The sequence below is a fragment of the Mycobacterium sp. 852014-50255_SCH5639931 genome, from assembly GCF_001665605.1.
Classification (GTDB): Bacteria; Actinomycetota; Actinomycetes; order Mycobacteriales; family Mycobacteriaceae; genus Mycobacterium; species Mycobacterium paraffinicum.
In genome coordinates, this window is sequence record NZ_LZSV01000038.1 from 155329 (window position 1) to 170315 (window position 14987).

Below are 14987 nucleotides of genomic sequence, written 5' to 3' on the forward strand. Positions count from 1 at the left end.
GGCCAGGGTCACCGCAGTTGGCATCGGTATGCGAGGCGAATCGACCCGGGGCCACCGGTACGCCCTGACGGGCCGGTGCTTGTCTGTCCTACCTGTGGTGCCCTCGGTGGGATTCGAACCCACACTGGACGGGTTTTGAGTCCGTTTCCTCTGCCAGTTGGGATACGAGGGCTTACTCGGCCTCCTACCTTAGAGGCAGCCTCCCACCATAGAGGATTCGGCGTAGACACCCTTCTCACCGCCCCGAGGTCGCTGGCCTCGGACGTTCACGAGAGAATGTCCGTCATGACAGGCCCCACGACCGACACCACCGACGCCGCTGTGCCGCGCCGGGTCCTGATCGCGGAAGACGAAGCGCTGATCCGAATGGACCTCGCCGAGATGCTGCGGGAGGAGGGTTACGACATCGTCGGGGAGGCCGGCGACGGTCAGGAGGCCGTCGAGTTGGCCGAACGACATCAGCCCGACCTCGTGATCATGGACGTGAAGATGCCTCGCCGCGACGGGATCGACGCGGCGTCCGAGATCGCCAGCAAGCGCATCGCACCGATCGTGGTGCTGACCGCGTTCAGCCAGCGCGACTTGGTCGAGCGCGCCCGCGATGCCGGGGCGATGGCCTACCTGGTGAAGCCCTTCACGATCAGCGACCTGATTCCGGCGATCGAATTGGCGGTCAGCCGCTTCAGCGAGATCACCGAGCTGGAACGCGAAGTGGCGACGTTGTCCGAACGGCTGGAGACCCGCAAGCTCGTCGAACGCGCCAAGGGCCTGTTGCAGACCAAGCAGGGCATGACCGAGCCCGAGGCGTTCAAGTGGATTCAGCGCGCCGCCATGGACCGGCGCACCACGATGAAGCGGGTCGCCGAAGTCGTCCTGGAAACCCTCGACACCCCCGACGAGTAGCCCGGCGCGTCGTTCAGCGCGCCACGATCACCGACGAGCCGTGTCCGAACAGGCCCTGGTTGGCGGTGACGCCGACGGTGGCGTTCTCCACCTGCCGGCCGGTCGCCTGACCGCGCAGCTGCCAGGTCAGCTCGCAGACCTGCGCGATGGCCTGGGCGGGGATCGCCTCGCCGAAGCAGGCCAGACCGCCCGACGGGTTGACCGGGACCTTGCCGCCGATGGTGGTCGCGCCGCTGCGCAGCAGCGCCTCGGCCTCGCCCTTGGGGCACAGCCCGAGGTGCTCGTACCAGTCGAGCTCCAGCGCGGTCGACAGGTCGTAGACCTCGGCCAGGCTGACATCCTCGGGCCCGATGCCCGCCTCGGCGTAGGCCGCATCCAGGATCTGATCCTTGAACACCCGGTCCGGTGCGGGCACCGCGGCGGTGGAATCCGTTGCGATGTCCGGTAATTCGGGCAGGTGCTGCGGATAGCGGGGGGTGACCGTGCTGACCGCGCGCACCGACGGAACGCCGTCGAGCGAGCCGAGGTGCTTGCGGGCGAACTCGGCGCTGGCGACGATCAGGGCCGCCGCACCGTCGGAGGTGGCGCAGATGTCGAGCTGTCGCAACGGGTCGGCCACCACCGGGCTGGCGAACACGTCGTCGGCCGAAGCTTCCTTGCGGTAGCGGGCATTTGGGTTCTGCAGGCCGTGGCGCGAGTTCTTCACCTTCACCTGCGCGAAGTCCTCGGCCGTCGCGCCGTAGAGGTCCATCCGACGACGCGCCAGCAGCGCGAAGTAGACCGGGTTCATCGCGCCGATCAGGTGGAACCGCTGCCAGTCCGGGTCGTTCTTGCGTTCTCCGCCGACGGGAGCGAACGCGCCCTTCGGGGTGGTGTCAGCGCCGATCACCAGCGCGACGTCGCAAAAACCGGCCAGGATTTGGGCCCGCGCGCTCTGCAGCGCCTGGGAACCGCTCGCACACGCGGCGTAGCTCGAGCTGACCGGGACGCCGTTCCAACCCAGCTTCTGGGCGAACGTCGACCCGGCGATGAAGCCCGGGTAGCCGTTGCGGATGGTGTCCGCGCCGGCGACCAACTGGATCTGTGTCCAGTCCAGGCCCGCCTCGGCCAGCGCGGCGCGTGCGGCGACGACCCCATATTCGGTGAAGTCGCGGCCCCACTTGCCCCAGGGGTGCATTCCGGCGCCGAGAATGTACAGCGGTTCGGGCATCAGGCGATCCTCCACGCATAGACGAGGCGCTCCACGCCGTCGTCGTCGGTGAACAGCGGCATGGTGGTCAGCTCCATCTCCATGCCGACCTTCAAGTCGGCGGCCAGGGTCCCCTCGACCACCTTGCCCAGCACGATGATTCCCTCGTCGGCCAGCTCGACCGCGGCGATGGCGAACGGCTCGAAGGGATCCGGGGCCGGGTAGGGCGGCGGCGGCGGATACCGGTTTTCGGTGTAGCTCCACAGCGTTCCCCGGGTCGACAACGCGACGGGCTCTAGTGTGTCGCTGGCGCAGCCCGGGTTGGGGCAGTTGTTCTCGCGCGGCGGAAAGACATAAGTGCCGCACTCGGGGCACTTACTGCCGATCAAGTGGGCGCTTCCGGTGTCGTCGGTGGCGAACCATCCGTCGATCGCGGGTTCTTGGCTGGTGACCTCTGGCACTCGGCCAGACTACCCAGGCCCAATACAAAACTGAAACGTGTTGCAGTTCTGGTCCGGGTGGTTGGGGCGCGTGCCTCGTCGTACCGGATGCCTAGAGTGTGAGCCGTGAGTATCGCCAGCGAGGAGCAGACCAAGCCGACGCTGATGCTGCTGGACGGCAATTCGCTGGCCTTCCGCGCGTTCTACGCGCTGCCGGCCGAGAACTTCAAGACCCGCGGCGGCCTGACCACCAACGCGGTGTACGGCTTCACCGCCATGCTGATCAACCTGTTGCGCGACGAGGCTCCGACGCACGTCGCCGCGGCGTTCGACGTGTCCCGGCAGACCTTCCGCTCCGAGCGGTACCCCGAGTACAAGGCCAACCGCTCGGCGACGCCGGACGAGTTTCACGGCCAGATCGACATCACCAAGGAAGTGCTGAACGCGCTGGGCATCACGGTGCTCGCCGAGCAGGGCTTCGAAGCCGACGACCTCATCGCGACGCTGGCCACCCAGGCCGAAAACCAGGGCTACCGCGTGCTGGTGGTCACCGGGGACCGGGATTCCCTGCAGTTGGTCAGCGACGACGTCACGGTGCTCTACCCGCGCAAGGGCGTAAGCGAACTCACTCGGTTCACGCCAGAGGCCGTCGTCGAAAAGTATGGGTTGACGCCCGTGCAATACCCCGACTTCGCCGCCCTGCGTGGCGATCCCAGCGACAACCTGCCCGGCATCCCCGGCGTCGGGGAGAAGACCGCGTCCAAGTGGATCGCCGAATACGGCTCGCTGCAAGGCCTGGTGGACAACGTCGACTCGGTGCGCGGCAAGGTCGGCGACGCACTGCGGGCCAACCTGGCCAGCGTGATCCGCAACCGCGAGCTGACCGATCTCGTCAAGGACGTGCCGCTGGCACAGACCCCGGACACGCTGCGCATGCAGCCCTGGGACCGCGACCACATCCACCGGCTCTTCGACGACCTGGAGTTCCGGGTGTTGCGCGACCGGTTGTTCGACACCCTGGTGGCGGCAGAGCCCGAGGTCGACGCCGGCTTCGACGTCCGCGGTGGGGCGCTGCAGCCCGGCGAGTTGGCGGTGTGGCTGGCGGAGCACAGCTCGGGCAAGCGGTTCGGCCTGGCCGTCGTCGGCACGCATTTGGCCTACGACGCCGACGCCACCGCAGTGGCCATCGTCTCCGCCGACGGTGAGGGCCGCTACATCGACACCTCGATGCTGGAGCCCGACGACGAGGCGGCGCTGGCGTCCTGGCTGGCCGACCCGGGTCCGCCCAAGGCGCTGCACGAGGCCAAGCTGGCGATGCACGACCTCGCCGGCCGGGGCTGGACGCTGGCCGGGGTCACCTCAGACACCGCGCTGGCCGCCTACCTGGTGCGGCCGGGGCAGCGCAGCTTCTCCCTCGAGGACCTGTCGCTGCGCTACCTGCGCAGGGAGCTGCGCGCGGAAACCCCCGAGCAGCAACAGCTTTCGCTGCTCGACGATTCCGATGGAACGGACGACCAGGCGGTGCAGACGCTGATCCTGCGGGCCGTGGCGGTGCTGGATCTGGCCGACGCGCTCGACGAGGAGCTCGCCCGCATCAACTCCACGTCGCTGCTTGGCGGCATGGAGCTGCCGGTGCAGCGGGTGCTGGCCGGGATGGAACACACCGGTATCGCAGTCGATTTGGATTTGCTCGGCGAGCTGCAGAGCGATTTCGCCCACCAGATCCGCGACGCGGCCGAAGCGGCCTACGCGGTGATCGGCAAGCAGATCAACCTGGGCTCGCCGAAACAGCTGCAGACGGTGCTCTTCGACGAGCTGGAGATGCCGAAGACCAAGCGCACCAAGACCGGCTACACCACCGACGCCGACGCCCTGCAGTCACTGTTCGACAAGACGGGTCATCCGTTCCTGCAACACCTGCTGACCCACCGCGACGCCACCCGGCTCAAGGTGACCGTCGACGGCTTGCTGAATGCGGTGGCCTCGGACGGGCGTATCCACACCACGTTCAACCAGACCATCGCGGCGACGGGCCGGCTGTCGTCGACCGAGCCGAACCTGCAGAACATTCCGATCCGCACCGAGGCCGGCCGGCGGATCCGCGACGCATTCGTGGTCGGCGAGGGCTACAGCGAGTTGATGACCGCCGACTACAGCCAGATCGAGATGCGGATCATGGCGCACCTGTCCCGGGATGAGGGCCTGATCGAGGCGTTCAACACGGGGGAGGACCTGCACTCGTTCGTCGCGTCCCGGGCATTCGGCGTGCCGATCGAGGAGGTCACCGCCGAGCTGCGCCGCCGGGTCAAGGCGATGTCGTACGGGCTGGCCTACGGGTTGAGCGCCTACGGCCTGTCGCAGCAGCTCAAGATCTCCACCGAAGAGGCGAAGGAACAGATGGACGCCTACTTCGCCCGGTTCGGCGGGGTGCGCGACTACCTGATGAACATCGTGGAGCAGGCCCGCAAGGACGGCTACACCTCGACGGTGCTGGGCCGCCGCCGCTACCTTCCCGAGCTGGACAGCAGCAACCGCCAGGTGCGGGAGGCGGCCGAGCGGGCGGCGCTCAACGCGCCCATCCAGGGCAGCGCCGCCGACATCATCAAGGTCGCGATGATCGAGGTCGACAAGGCGGTCAACGAAGCCGGACTGAAGTCCCGGATGCTGCTGCAGGTGCATGACGAACTCCTGTTCGAAATCGCTCCGGGAGAGCGGGACCAGCTCGAGGCGTTGGCCCGCGAGAAGATGGGCGGCGCCTATCCGCTCGATGTCCCGCTGGAGGTTTCGGTGGGGTACGGCCGCTCATGGGACGCGGCAGCGCATTGACGGGGGCATTAGCCGCCGAGGATGATCTGGCGGAGAGAAAATTGGCGCGAAATTCGCGCTGCCGTCACTTTCGCCGTGGGCATATGCCCGGTGTCGCGCAAGTGGCGCGCCGCCCGGGTTTGGCCAGCGTGTACGCAGTCGAGTAACCTCAACAGATAAATCCCAGTTTTGTCCCTACGACCCAACCTGTCCGGAGCAACCCACCACATGCCGAGTCCCACCGTCACCTCGCCCCAAGTAGCCGTCAACGACATTGGCTCCAGCGAGGACTTTCTTGCCGCAATAGACAAAACGATCAAGTACTTCAACGATGGCGACATCGTCGAGGGGACGATCGTCAAAGTGGACCGGGACGAGGTGCTCCTCGACATCGGCTACAAGACCGAGGGCGTCATCCCCGCCCGCGAGCTCTCCATCAAGCACGATGTCGACCCCAGCGAGGTCGTTTCCGTCGGCGATGAGGTCGAAGCCCTTGTCCTCACCAAGGAGGACAAAGAGGGCCGCCTGATCCTGTCCAAGAAGCGCGCGCAGTACGAGCGCGCCTGGGGCACCATCGAGGCGCTCAAGGAGAAGGACGAGGCCGTCAAGGGCACCGTCATCGAGGTGGTCAAGGGTGGCCTGATCCTCGACATCGGCCTGCGTGGCTTCCTGCCCGCGTCGCTGGTCGAGATGCGTCGGGTCCGCGATCTGCAGCCGTACATCGGCAAGGAGATCGAGGCCAAGATCATCGAGCTGGACAAGAACCGCAACAACGTCGTGCTGTCGCGGCGGGCCTGGCTGGAGCAGACCCAGTCCGAGGTGCGCAGCGAGTTCCTCAACCAGCTGCAGAAGGGCGCCATTCGCAAGGGTGTCGTCTCATCCATCGTCAACTTCGGCGCTTTCGTCGACCTTGGTGGTGTGGACGGCCTGGTGCACGTCTCCGAGTTGTCCTGGAAGCACATCGACCACCCGTCCGAGGTGGTCCAGGTCGGCGACGAGGTCACCGTCGAGGTGCTCGACGTCGACATGGACCGCGAGCGGGTTTCGTTGTCGCTCAAGGCAACCCAGGAAGACCCGTGGCGCCACTTCGCCCGCACGCACGCCATCGGCCAGATCGTGCCCGGCAAGGTCACCAAGCTGGTGCCGTTCGGTGCGTTCGTCCGTGTCGAGGAAGGCATCGAGGGCCTGGTGCACATCTCCGAGCTGGCCGAGCGCCACGTCGAGGTGCCCGACCAGGTGGTGGCCGTCGGCGACGACGCCATGGTCAAGGTCATCGACATCGACCTGGAGCGCCGCCGGATCTCGTTGTCGCTCAAGCAAGCCAACGAGGACTACACCGACGAGTTCGACCCGGCGAAGTACGGCATGGCCGACAGCTACGACGAGCAGGGCAACTACATCTTCCCCGAAGGCTTCGACGCCGAGACCAACGAATGGCTCGAGGGATTCGACAAGCAGCGCACCGAGTGGGAGGCCCGCTACGCCGAGGCCGAGCGCCGGCACAAGATGCACACCGCGCAGATGGAGAAGTTCGCCGCGGCCGAGGCGGCCGGGCACGCCGAGCAGTCGCCGGGTAACGGCGCGCCGCAGGAGAAGGCGGCCGGCGGGTCGCTGGCCAGCGACGCCCAATTGGCTGCCCTGCGGGAGAAGCTCGCCGGCAACGCGTGACCTGCTTCTGATCGCTCCCACGCCATGCTGCGTATCGGGTTGACCGGTGGCATCGGCGCCGGCAAGTCGGCGCTGTCGGCCACCTTCGCGAAATGCGGTGCGGTCATCGTCGACGGTGATGTCATCGCGCGCGAGGTGGTCCAGCCGGGCACCGAGGGATTGGCGGCGCTGGTGGAGGCGTTCGGTGACGACATACTGCTTCCCGACGGATCGCTGGATCGTCCCGCGTTGGCCGCCAAGGCCTTCCGGGACGACGAGGCGCGTCAACGGCTTAACGGCATCGTCCACCCGCTGGTCGGCAAGCGCCGCGCCGAGATCATCGCCTCGGTGTCCGAGGATTCGGTTGTCGTCGAGGACATCCCGCTGCTCGTGGAGTCGGGGATGGCGCCGCTGTTCCCGCTCGTCGTCATCGTGTACGCAGACGTCGAGGTGCGGCTGCGACGGCTGGTCGATCAGCGCGGCATGCCCGAATCCGACGCCCGCGCCCGGATCGCCGCGCAGGCCAGCGACGAGCAGCGCCGTGCCGTCGCCGACATCTGGGTGGACAACTCCGGCAGCCCGGAGGAGTTGGTGCAGCGGGCCCATGACGTGTGGGACCACCGGATACTGCCCTTCGCGCACAACCTGACTCAGCATCAGGTCGCCCGGGCGCCGGCGCGGTTGGTGCCGCCCGACCCGACCTGGCCGGATCAGGCGCGGCGGATCGTCAACCGGTTGCAGACCGCCTGCGGTCACCGGGCGATTCGCGTGGACCACATCGGTTCGACCGCCGTGCCGGACTTTCCCGCCAAGGACGTGATCGACGTGCAGATCACCGTCGAATCCTTGGCGGCCGCCGACGAACTCGTCGAGCCCCTGCTGGCCGCCGGCTACCCCCGCATCGAGCGCATCACCTCCGACGTCGCAAAGCCCGATGCGCGCAGCGCCGTCGAACGCTACAACCACAGTGACGATGCGGCGTTGTGGGACAAGCGGATTCACGCCTCGGCCGACCCGGGTCGCCCGACCAACGTGCATATCCGCGTCGATGGCTGGCCCAACCAGCAGTTCGCGCTGCTGTTCGTCGCCTGGCTGTCGGCCAGCCCCGAGGCGCGGGCCGACTACCTGTCCGTCAAGCAGTCGGCCGAAGCTCAGGCCGGCGGCGACACCGCGTGCTACGTCGACGCCAAGGAGCCGTGGTTTCTCGACGCCTACCGGCGCGCCTGGGAGTGGGCAGATTCGACGGGCTGGCGGCCCTAGCCCGGATCAGCCGGGCAGGGGTGCGCCGCACTGCAGCGCGCCGTTGTTGGGGTCGGCATTTCCGGGCGCCGGTTTGACCATTTGGTCGGCCTGGGTGAAAACGTTGTCGTCGACGTCGATCTCGCAGTGCACGTTCGCCGAATACGGGAAACGAAGCACTATCCGCATGCCGGCCTGCTGCGGGTCGGGCAGCACCGTGTTGGCCTCGAATGCGTTGCCGGGCATGGACGGAAGGTTGGTGGTGTTCGTCTGGCCGCCGTTGATGATGAAGGTGGCCTGACTGCCGGTTGTGAGCGCGTCGATGCGGGCGCGGTAGGTAATGTTGTGCAGGTCCGCCCGCGCGGTCGCCGGACTCAGTTGGGAGCCAACGGCGATGATGGTCACCGCGGTGATGGGCAGCAGCCTGCGGCCGGTGCAGCTCATAATTGCCGACATTACGTCAACGTTATCCATGGGCCAAGCGGTCAGTCCCCGGTCTCCCGTACCACTTCGCCGGCGTCCTTGTCGGTGCGGACACCGAGGTAACGCGGGTGGCGCAGCTTTCCGTCACGGGTCCACTCGGTGAAACCGATCTGCACCACCAGTTCGGGGCGCGCCCAATGGGCGCCGGCTTCGCGCACCAGGCCGCGGGTGAAGGGCGGCGTCTCCCGGGTGATCGCCGACAGCCGCTCGTGCAGCCGGTGCAGCGTGGCCTCGTCGAAGCCCGTCCCCACCTTGCCCGCGTATACCAGGTCGCGGCCCTCGTAATAGCCCAGCAGTAGCGCGCCCAGCTCGATCCGACTGCCCTTGGGGCTGGTGTAGCCGCCCACCACGAATTCCTGGTCGCGCACGCACTTGAACTTCAACCAATTCTTCGACCGCCCGCCGTCGTAGGTCGACTCGGCCAGCTTTGCGATCACCCGTTCGTCGCCGCGCTCACAGGCCGCACGGTAGGCGGCCAGGCCGTCGGTAACCCGGTGCGGCGTGTAGCGCAGCGGGGGAACATGAGCCACCGGCAGTGGAACGACTGGGTCTCACCGGATGTCCCCTACGTCGCGGTCTGCCCCGGCCTCCCGGTCCCGCCGGATTAGCCGCTCCCTTGAGGGGGCGGCTGGTGACCCTCGGCGGCGTCGTGCAGCAGATAACGTTCTTCCACCGCGCGGATCAGTTCGTGTCGGATGTGTTCCACGTCGGCGGCGCGGCGGGCCAGGACCTGGTCCTCCCAGGCTGCGACCTGCTTTGCCAAGTCCCTGTCGGTAATGGTCGAGGCCAGCCACCGCGAGAAATCCCCGCGTTCGAGATGGTACTGCAGCGCCTCGTAATCGATATGGCTTATCGCGGAACGAAATTCATGCATCGTCGCGGCCGGCCGGACGGATCGGTCATTGATGGTGTGGAAGTAGAACCGGCGTTCATCCGGAAGCCGGACATCGGCATATTTGTGGCGGTGCCGCACGTGGCCGGTCTGGCGGTCAGCGATGGTGAATGCGCGAGGCGGCCCGCCGCCGAAGCTGACCGTGGCCCGTCGCACCGCGGTCAGGGCAGGGGCGTCGCCACTGGCGGTGAGGGTCAGCACCACGTCGCTGTTGTCGATCTCCTGGGCGGGGAGTGCGGCGGGCGCGAACGACGACAACACATAGCCGCCGCGTCGTGCCCAGCGTGCTTCCTCGTTGGTGCCGAGGAGTTGTGCCTCGTCGTAGATCACCCAGTGCGGGAATCCGTGTTCTTCACGGTGCGCCTCCGCGGTTGATCGCAGTAGGTGCAAGTACTCGGCCTTGGCGGGCTCGGCGATCCCGGACATGTCCACCACCACACTGGAATGCGGGTTGAGGCTGTTGACCAATTCGGTGGGTTCGGGAAGGCGGTTGCGGCCATCGATCACCTCGACCCCGTTGAGTTCCCGTAGTTGCGCGTGGTCGCCTTCGGGATCGATGACCAGGACGCAGTAGCCGGCCGAGATCCATCGCTCTGCCAGCAGGCCGACGAGGTAGCTTTTCCCCGAGCCGGCAGAGCCGGTCACGAGGATGCGGCCCTGGCTCCCCGGCACCCGGGTGGGGGTGTGGTCGTCGAAGGTGCCGATCTCGACCCATCGTCGCGGCGGGCACCATCGTTGCGCCCCGCTGAGGTATGGGCCGGTCAGCAACTCGGCGACGCCGGCGCCATTCGGTTCGTCGAGGACGAGATCGGCGTGCCGGCGTACGGACGAGACGGCATCGGACACCGCGGCACCGAGCTCCGCGATGCCGAAAAGCGACAAGTCGTTCTCCGCATCCCCGACGGCGACGGTGTTGTGTGGGGAGAGATTCATCTTGGCCAGAGCTGCGCATAGCCCGGTGCCTTTGGTGACACCGGCCGGCAACACCATCAGGGCGGCCCGGTTTCGGACGACCTGGCAGTCCAGTTCGAGCTCGCCGATCACATCCGCGACGGTCGCGGCATGCTCGCCGTCGATGGCCACAATCGCTTCGCCCCGGCGGAATGGCACCCTACGCTGGGAAAGGGAGTCATCGAGGCTGCTGTCCACCGGCTCGGCCAGCGCGTATGCGTGCCCCTTGACCACCATTACCGCGCCGTTTTCGAGTACGACCGCATCGAAGTGGCCGGCGATGTGGGGGAATTCGGATTGCAGTTCCGTTCGGATGCGCCCGGTGACCAACACGGCTGTCAGCCCTTTGTTCCGAGCACCCGCAATGGCGGCCAGCGCTTGGGGTGACACCTGGCCGCGCGATGTCAACGTGCCGTCGAGGTCGACCGCTATCACTTGGAAGAACGTCACAACTTCCTCAGATCGTTCGCCCGACGTCAGCGCTTGCGGGCTGCATTTCCCGTGAAAGGCCTTCCTCTGTAAGCCAGCGCCCGGAACGGCTCAGTGGCTGGAAATGGCAGGCTGAGCGCAGATCGCTTTGACGAACTGGGCGATAGCGTGCTCGGGAAGATGACGGGCGATATCGGCTTCGCTGACTATGCCCACCAAGCGGTGCTTGTCGATCACGGGCAGCCGGCGTACCTGATGTTCCTCCATGACGGTGAGCATTTGTTCGATGCTGGCGTCGGCCTCGACGTGATAGGCACTGCCCTGTGCGAGTTCACTAGCGAGCATAGCGTCTGGATCACGTTCGGCAGCAACACATTTGATGACGATGTCGCGATCTGTGATCATGCCGTGCAAACGGTCGTCTTCACCACAGATCGGCAAGGCGCCCACCCCCAGATCACGCATCTGCCGGGCAGCGGCGGTCAGTGATTCGTGCTCACCGACGCAGGTCGCGCCGGCGTGCATGATCTCGCGCGCGGTGGTCATGACTTCTCTCCCTTGGCTGAGTGCTGACGGGTCACCATCCTGACACCGTCGAATTTAGGAAGCTTGCCCGTTGATTTGTAGGGTCGTTAGGCCCTCGTTCGGCCCCAGGCCGACACCGGAAAGATTCACCGGCTACGCCACGTCAGCTCCATCCCGTGGCCGGCCAGCCAGCGGGACAGGTCATAACCGTTGCGGGCCAACCCCGCCACGGCGTTCACGGCGCGCCGCACCGCCCGCTCGGCGTCGTCCGGGGTCAGCAAGCCGTGCCGGACGGCATCCAGCAACTCGTCGATGTCGGTCAGGTCAGCGCCGTCGCCGGTGCGGACCTCGATGTCTAGGTAGTGATCTTCGGAACGCCAGACGTCGGGGCCGGGCGTGTACTCACCGACATCGAGGTAATAGTCGTGGTCGCGTTCATGGCCCGGGTTGAAGTGAAAGACCGTGGCGCGCAAGCCGAGCGACGGCAGCAGCCACGACTCGAGGTAGTGGAACTGGGCGCGGCCGGGGGTGGGCCGGGCGACGTAGAGGCCCCACGGATGCACCGCATAGTCATCCACGGCCCGCACGATGCCCTTGGGATCGGTGTTGGTGCGGGCGATGAGGTCGAACGTCTCGTGCTTCGGCGGATGGATGATGCAACTCTAACGTCGAAGCCGGATTCTCCACCGCACGAAACCGGCATAGAACAGCGACAACGCCGCGAGCATGCCCATGTCGAGCAGCCAGACCTTCGACGTGTGCTGCCAGAACCGGTCCTGGGACAGCAGCGAATCGGGCACCAGGTGCCGCAGGTCGACCGTCGACGCCGCCGCGGCGTAGCCCCACCGCGCGGGCATCCCGAAGGACAGCTGGTCCAGCCCGAGCCGGCCGGTCACGGGGACCATGCCGCCGCACAGCACCAGTTGGGCCATCACCGTCACCACGAACAGCGGCATGATCTGCTCGCTGGAGCGGACCAGCGACGAAATCGCCAGGCCGAGAATCGCCGAGGCCACACAGGTCGCGGCGACGGTGGCGAACAGTTCGACCGTCGCCGCGATGGTCGAATGGCCGAGCAGGACGCCGCCGCGCGTCGGAGCGCTCTTGCCGATCACCACGATCGCGGTGATGATCGCCGACTGCAGGACCGCGAACCCGCAGTACACGGCGGTCTTCGCGAGCAGATAGGCCGTGGTCGACAGCCCGACCGCTTGCTCGCGCTGGAAGATCGGGCGTTCGCCGACCAGGTCGCGGATGGTCAGCGCGGTGCCCATGAACGCCGCGGCCGGCATCAGCAGGGCCAGGATCTGCGCCGCTTCGTCGGGCGTCCCGGCGTTCGCGCCGGGCAGATGGAATCCGTTGCTGCCGGGAACGGTCAGGGACAGCGAGCCCAGGATGAACGGCAACAGCGCCAGGAAGATGAAGTACGCCCGGTCGGCGACCACCAGGCGGATCTGTCGGCGGGCGACCGTCGAAATCTGGCGCCGCACACTGGTATGCACCGGTTCGCCCAGGGCCCCAAGCTCATCGGCCTTGTCCGGCAACAGTTTCTGCGGCCGCTTCTCGGCGTCACGTTGCTCCACGAAGCGCCGGTTGGCCTCTTCGGGGTCGGCGCCCACCTTCGTGAAGATCTTCGCCCAGTTGGTGGTTCCCATGGCCTCGCCGATCTGGTCCGGCGGGCCGCAATAGGCCGTCTTGCCGCCGGGGGCCACCAACAGCAGCTGGTCGCAGGTCTCCAGGTAGGACAGCATGTGCGTCACCACGATCACCACCCGACCCGCGTCGGCCAGCTGCCGCAGCATCATCATGACCTGGTGATCGAGCGCCGGGTCGAGGCCGGAAGTCGGCTCGTCGAGGATCAACAGCGACGGGCCGGTGAGCAACTCGAGCGCCACCGAGGCGCGCTTACGCTGGCCGCCGGACAGCTTGTCCACCCGGGTGTCGGCGTGTTTGGTCAGGTCGAGCTCTTCGAGGACCTGAGCGACGATCTTCGCCCGGTCGGATTTGCTGGTGTCGGGCGGTAGGCGCAGTTCGGCGGCGTAGCCGAGCGCCTGGTTGATCGTCAGCTGCCGGTGTACCACGTCGTCCTGCGGGACCATGCCGATGCGGCTGCGCAACGACGCGTACTCGGTGTGAATGTCGTGGCCCTCGAACGTAACCGAGCCGGAGCTGGGGGTGGTGTAGCCGGCGATGACCCTGGCCAGGGTGCTCTTGCCGGCGCCCGATCCGCCGATGACGGCGGTCAGTGTGCCGGGGCGCGCGATCAGCGAGATGTCGTCCAGCAGTTGTTTGCCGTTGTCGACGACGTACTTGACGTTGCGCACCTCGAGACCGCCGGTGCGCGTCGCGGCCTCGCTGCGTGGGGTCAGGGTGCCGTCGCGGAAAACGAGGTCGACGTTGCCGATGGTGACGACGTCGTCATCGGACAGGATCGCCGAGCCGACCCGGGTGCCGTTGACGAAGGTTCCGTTGATGCTGTTGTCCCGGATTTCGGTGCCGAGCGGCGTCTGCACCAACGTCGCATGCTGGCGTGAGGCCAGCACGTCGGAGACCACGATGTCGTTCTCCGGGGCCCGGCCGATCGTCATGGCGCCCGGGGTGCCCGCGGCGGCCGACGAGCGCGGTGAGAGCAGCTTCACAAACCGCGTTGCGAGGTTCGACACGTCGGCCGTCTTGGCGTCGACCACGGTGAGTTCGGCGGGCGGCGTCGCGACCGGCTGGGGTGCCGCGGCGTGCACGACGGTGCGCTCGTCGAGCGGTGTACCGCGGACGCCGGGCGCGGGCACTGGCCTGTTCGGCACCTGACGGGGTGGCGAAACCGACTGGCGGGGCGGCGAATTCGGCGGCCCCACCGACGGCCTGGGGGGCACCGGCCGCGCCGGCGCCGCGTTGGCTTCGCCCCGGCCCGGATTCCTGACCGGATTCGTTTGCTCGGGAAGCGCCGACCAGGCCAGCGTCGGCGGCCCGGCCTCCGGGCTCGGCCGCGACCTGCCCGGCCGGTCGGTGTAGCCCTGCTGCGGTCCGATGGCGAAGGTCAGCCGCGGTCCCCGCGGATTGCCGACGTGAATGCTCTGGCCGTCGTGGATGTCGATGACCGGCATCCGGTAGCCGTTGAGATAGGTGCCGTTCAGCGACCCGTTGTCTATTGCCAGCCAGCGGCCTTGGTCGAAACGCAGGATCAGGTGGGCCCGCGAGATCCGTGGATCGGCGATGCGCACGTCGGCCTGGGTGTCGCGGCCGATGACGACCTCGTGGCCGGCCGCGAAGGATCGTTGGGACCCGTCGTGCCGAATCGTCAGGATGGGCGGGGCGGGTCGAGTCACTACTCAAGTATCGGTGCGTCCGGTGAGTGGTCTCTATTGGGATCGCCTGTGATTTCGCTATGTTTCGGTTCGGCCACTCATAACCGTTTCATAGCTTGCCGAGGCGAACCCCCCACCGGGATCCGGCATGATCTGAACGTAGGGGGAGTTTCGGGGCGCGC

General features: G+C 67.1%; 11 protein-coding genes, 1 tRNA gene and 1 pseudogene. 4 read left to right on the forward strand and 9 right to left on the reverse strand.

The window, feature by feature from the left end; all coding sequences use genetic code 11:
- Nucleotides 1–95: 95 nt before the first annotated feature.
- Nucleotides 96–172: transfer RNA gene (locus A5758_RS23420), tRNA-Leu, on the reverse strand.
- 113 nt (nt 173–285) lie between these two features.
- Here A5758_RS23420 and A5758_RS23425 point away from each other — a divergent pair.
- Nucleotides 286–903, forward strand: coding sequence for an ANTAR domain-containing response regulator (locus tag A5758_RS23425; protein WP_197503909.1), 618 nt, complete (start codon nt 286–288; stop codon nt 901–903).
- A 13-nt stretch (nt 904–916) separates the two neighbouring features.
- Here A5758_RS23425 and A5758_RS23430 read toward each other — a convergent pair whose 3' ends face one another.
- Nucleotides 917–2113 (reverse strand): lipid-transfer protein, encoded by a 1197-nt coding sequence (locus A5758_RS23430; RefSeq protein ID WP_067209657.1) that lies wholly within the window; start codon nt 2111–2113, stop codon nt 917–919.
- The gene (locus A5758_RS23435; protein ID WP_067209542.1) at nt 2113–2553 is read right to left on the reverse strand and encodes a Zn-ribbon domain-containing OB-fold protein; all 441 of its coding nucleotides are present in this window, start codon (nt 2551–2553) and stop codon (nt 2113–2115) included. Before A5758_RS23435 ends, A5758_RS23430 begins: the two co-directional genes overlap by 1 nt.
- 144 nt (nt 2554–2697) lie before the next feature.
- Between A5758_RS23435 and polA the strand changes: the two genes are divergently transcribed.
- The 3 genes from polA to coaE all read left to right on the forward strand — a co-directional run bounded on the left by polA (nt 2698) and on the right by coaE (nt 8244).
- Complete coding sequence (gene polA / locus A5758_RS23440) at nt 2698–5358, forward strand: DNA polymerase I (RefSeq protein ID WP_197504047.1); 2661 nt, start codon at nt 2698–2700, stop codon at nt 5356–5358.
- Between the two features lie 207 nt (nt 5359–5565).
- A complete protein-coding gene (rpsA, locus tag A5758_RS23445; protein ID WP_067209537.1) occupies nt 5566–7005 on the forward strand; it encodes a 30S ribosomal protein S1 in 1440 nt (479 codons plus the stop codon).
- Nucleotides 7006–7029: 24 nt separating this feature from the next.
- Complete coding sequence (coaE, locus tag A5758_RS23450) at nt 7030–8244, forward strand: dephospho-CoA kinase (RefSeq protein WP_067209534.1); 1215 nt, start codon at nt 7030–7032, stop codon at nt 8242–8244.
- A 6-nt stretch (nt 8245–8250) separates the two neighbouring features.
- On the opposite strand, the gene A5758_RS23455 is transcribed toward coaE, so the two are convergent.
- The 6 genes and pseudogenes from A5758_RS23455 to A5758_RS23480 form a co-directional block, all read right to left on the reverse strand.
- Complete coding sequence (locus tag A5758_RS23455; protein WP_067209531.1) at nt 8251–8667, reverse strand: hypothetical protein; 417 nt, start codon at nt 8665–8667, stop codon at nt 8251–8253.
- 41 nt (nt 8668–8708) lie between these two features.
- Nucleotides 8709–9221, reverse strand: a pseudogene (locus A5758_RS23460) (ATP-dependent DNA ligase); the annotation flags it as partial.
- Between the two features lie 89 nt (nt 9222–9310).
- Complete coding sequence (locus tag A5758_RS23465; RefSeq protein ID WP_067745053.1) at nt 9311–10999, reverse strand: HAD hydrolase family protein; 1689 nt, start codon at nt 10997–10999, stop codon at nt 9311–9313.
- A gap of 90 nt (nt 11000–11089) precedes the next feature.
- A complete protein-coding gene (locus tag A5758_RS23470) occupies nt 11090–11524 on the reverse strand; it encodes a CBS domain-containing protein (protein WP_067745056.1) in 435 nt (144 codons plus the stop codon).
- A gap of 125 nt (nt 11525–11649) precedes the next feature.
- Entirely contained in the window at nt 11650–12090 is a 441-nt protein-coding gene (locus A5758_RS23475) for a DUF402 domain-containing protein (protein ID WP_067745059.1), read from the reverse strand.
- A 75-nt stretch (nt 12091–12165) separates the two neighbouring features.
- A complete protein-coding gene (locus A5758_RS23480; protein WP_197504039.1) occupies nt 12166–14826 on the reverse strand; it encodes an FHA domain-containing protein in 2661 nt (886 codons plus the stop codon).
- Nucleotides 14827–14987 lie beyond the last annotated feature (161 nt).

Bases quoted from the DNA above. Each gene is read 5' to 3' on its own strand.
- A5758_RS23425 (WP_197503909.1), top strand. From the start codon at position 286: ATGACAGGCCCCACGACCGACACCACCGACGCCGCTGTGCCGCGCCGG.
- A5758_RS23430 (WP_067209657.1), bottom strand. From the start codon at position 2,113: ATGCCCGAACCGCTGTACATTCTCGGCGCCGGAATGCACCCCTGGGGC.
- polA (WP_197504047.1), top strand. From the start codon at position 2,698: ATGCTGCTGGACGGCAATTCGCTGGCCTTCCGCGCGTTCTACGCGCTG.
- rpsA (WP_067209537.1), top strand. From the start codon at position 5,566: ATGCCGAGTCCCACCGTCACCTCGCCCCAAGTAGCCGTCAACGACATT.
- coaE (WP_067209534.1), top strand. From the start codon at position 7,030: ATGCTGCGTATCGGGTTGACCGGTGGCATCGGCGCCGGCAAGTCGGCG.
- A5758_RS23455 (WP_067209531.1), bottom strand. From the start codon at position 8,667: ATGAGCTGCACCGGCCGCAGGCTGCTGCCCATCACCGCGGTGACCATC.
- A5758_RS23470 (WP_067745056.1), bottom strand. From the start codon at position 11,524: ATGACCACCGCGCGCGAGATCATGCACGCCGGCGCGACCTGCGTCGGT.